1 protein-coding gene and 1 pseudogene are annotated in these 2,776 nt (G+C 69.2%); one reads left to right on the forward strand and one right to left on the reverse strand.

Annotated elements, in window-relative coordinates; translation table 11 throughout:
- A pseudogene (locus tag ABT114_RS50860) lies at positions 1 to 87 on the forward strand (PPA1309 family protein); the annotation flags it as partial.
- A 21-nt stretch (positions 88 to 108) separates the two neighbouring features.
- Here ABT114_RS50860 and yicI read toward each other — a convergent pair.
- Positions 109 to 2,379 carry an alpha-xylosidase gene (yicI, locus tag ABT114_RS50135; protein ID WP_351153994.1) on the reverse strand — a complete coding sequence of 757 codons (2,271 nt, stop codon included), beginning with the start codon at positions 2,377 to 2,379 and terminating at the stop codon, positions 109 to 111.
- Positions 2,380 to 2,776 lie beyond the last annotated feature (397 nt).

The following is a 2,776-nucleotide window of genomic DNA, read 5'->3' on the forward strand; positions in this document are numbered from 1 at the left end:
GGCTGCGCGCTCACCGTGGAGCGCCTGATGCTGCCACCGTCCGCTGAGGCGCAGGTCCCGCAGGGCCTGAGCGACGCGAAGCTGGCGTACCCGGGTAGCCGTGCCGGCTCAGGCCAGCGGCACGGTCACCTCACCGGTCCCGGTGGCGCTCGCGCCGCCCGCGACCCGCACGGTGAACGGCTTGCCGCTGCCCTCCGCGGTGACGCGCAGCGTGTCGCCGTCACGCCGGACGCGGAAGGCGGCGGCGCTGGTGCCGTCCTGGTCCGGGACGGTCACGGTGCGCTCGTAGCCGGCCTCGGCGGTCGGGTGGACCAGCAGGGTGATGCCGTCCAGCCAGTCGCCGTCGGGGCGCTGGTCGTCGGCGGACAGCGGCAGGACGGCGCCCTCGCGGACGTACAGCGGAAGGCTGTCGTAGCCGTGGCGTTCGGTGCGCCAGGCCGGGCCCGTGACCGTCTCGCCGGTGAGCAGATGCGTCCAGGTGCCCTCGGGCAGATAGACCTCGACCTCTCCGTCCTCGGTGAAGACCGGGGCGACCAGCAGGTCGGCGCCGAGCATGTACTGGCGGTCCAGCGGACGGCAGGCCGGGTCGCCGGGGAACTCCAGCAGCATCGGGCGCATCGAGGGCACGCCGGTGCGGTGGGCCTCGACGCCGACGCCGTACAGGTACGGCATCAGACGGTGCTTGAGCAGGGTGAAGCGGCGGGCGACGTCGACGGCCTCGTCGCCGAACTCCCACGGCACGCGGTAGGAGGAGGAGCCGTGCAGACGGCTGTGCGAGGAGAGCAGGCCGAAGGCCAGCCAGCGCTTGAACACCGAGGCGTCGGGGGTGCCCTCGAAGCCGCCGATGTCGTGGCTCCAGAAGCCGAAGCCGCTCAGCGACAGCGACAGCCCGCCGCGCAGCGACTCGGCCATGGCCTCGAAGGAGGCCCAGCAGTCACCGCCCCAGTGCACGGGGTACTGCTGGCCGCCCGCGGTCGCGGAGCGGGCGAACAGCACGGCCTCGCCCTGTCCGCGTTCCTTCTCCAGCAAATCGAAGACGGTCCTGTTGTACAGCTCCGCGTAGTAGTTGTGCATCCGCTCGGGGTCCGAGCCGTCGTGCCAGACGACGTCGGTGGGGATGCGCTCGCCGAAGTCGGTCTTGAAGCAGTCGACGCCCTGGTCCAGCAGCGGCTTGAGCTTCGACTGGAACCAGGCGCAGGCCTCGGGGCTGGTGAAGTCCACCAGACCCATGCCCGCCTGCCACAGGTCCCACTGCCACACGTCGCCGTTGGCGCGGCGCACCAGGTGCCCCAGCTCGGCGGCCTCGTCGAACAGCGGGGACTTCTGGGCGATGTAGGGGTTGATCCAGGCGCTGATCCGCAGGCCCTTGGCCTTCAGCCGGGCCAGCATGCCCTCCGGGTCGGGGAAGACATCCGGGTCCCACTGGAAGTCGCACCACTGGTACTCGCGCATCCAGAAGCAGTCGAAGTGGAACACCGACAGAGGGATGCCGCGCTCGGCCATGCCGTCGACGAACGACATCACCGTCGCCTCGTCGTAGGAGGTGGTGAAGGAGGTGGTCAGCCACAGGCCGAAGGACCAGGCCGGCGGCAGGGCCGGGCGCCCGGTGAGGCCGGTGTAGCGGGCGAGGACGTCCTTCGGGGTGGGACCCGCGACGACGTAGTACTCCAGGGCCTGGTCCTCGACGCTGAACTGGACCTGGCCGACGGACTCCGAGCCGACCTCGAAGGAGACCTTGCCGGGGTGGTTGACGAAGACGCCGTAGCCGCGCGAGGAGAGGTAGAACGGGATGTTCTTGTACGCCTGCTCGCTGCTGGTGCCGCCGTCGGCCTGCCACATGTCGACGACCTGGCCGTTCTTGATGAACGGGGTGAAGCGCTCGCCGAGGCCGTAGACCTGCTCGCCGACGCCGAGGGCGAGCTTGCCCACCATGTGGTGCTCGCCCTGGTCGGTGGTGGCGAAGGCGGCGCCCTTGGCGCCGGCCTGGGTCAGCTCGCGGCCGTCGGCGTCGCGGAAGCTCAGCGCGAAGGGCGCGGAGCTGTCCAGACGCAGGCTGAGGGGGCCGCTGGTCAGCTCGGTGACGCTGCCGTCGGCGCGCACCTCGCCCACACCGCCCTCGACGCTGCTGACGGTGAACTCGGGGCCGGTCCGGCGTTTGCCGGAGTGGTGGGTCAGCCGGACGCCGATGACGCCCTCGGCGGGCGAGAAGCAGTCGACCGAGATGAGCGGAGCGTTCAGCGTGTCGCCCCTGCGTGTCACCCGCTTCACGGCGGCATGGGCGTTGAAGCGCTTCGCTTCGACTTGGACGTCACGCACTTCGGTGGCGTAGGCGATCTGTACGCCATCGCGAATACGCCAGAAGCCATTGGTGAACTTCATGATCTTCCTCAGGAGGAGCGGAGGCTGTCGGGCTGGGGGGCACGGGCAACGTCACGACGAATTTGATCGTACACAAAACAAATCCGACCCACGAGCTGCTCTTCAGGCTTAAGGGGCTCTGATCAGGCTTGATTACGCAGACAGACCCTGTCTTCACGTCCAGCCATGACGAGAGACGCGCCATGTGGGGCTAGCGCGAGTGCACCTTCTTGGCGTATTAGTCATCACATCAAACAAAACGGTCCGGCAGTGTCGCCGGACTGCGCGACAGCAAGGGCCGCACATGTCGAAGCGCTTCAACGCCACCCCTGAGGACAGGTTCACCTTCGGCCTGTGGACCGTCGGCTGGCAGGGACGGGACCCGTTCGGTGACGCCACCCGCCGTGCCCTCGACCCG

Origin of the sequence: Streptomyces sp. NPDC002088, assembly GCF_040296605.1 — a bacterium.
In the GTDB taxonomy this organism is placed as follows: Bacteria; Actinomycetota; Actinomycetes; order Streptomycetales; family Streptomycetaceae; genus Streptomyces.

Excerpts from the sequence above, each read along its gene's own strand:
- yicI (WP_351153994.1), bottom strand. The coding sequence starts at position 2,379 with ATGAAGTTCACCAATGGCTTCTGGCGTATTCGCGATGGCGTACAGATC.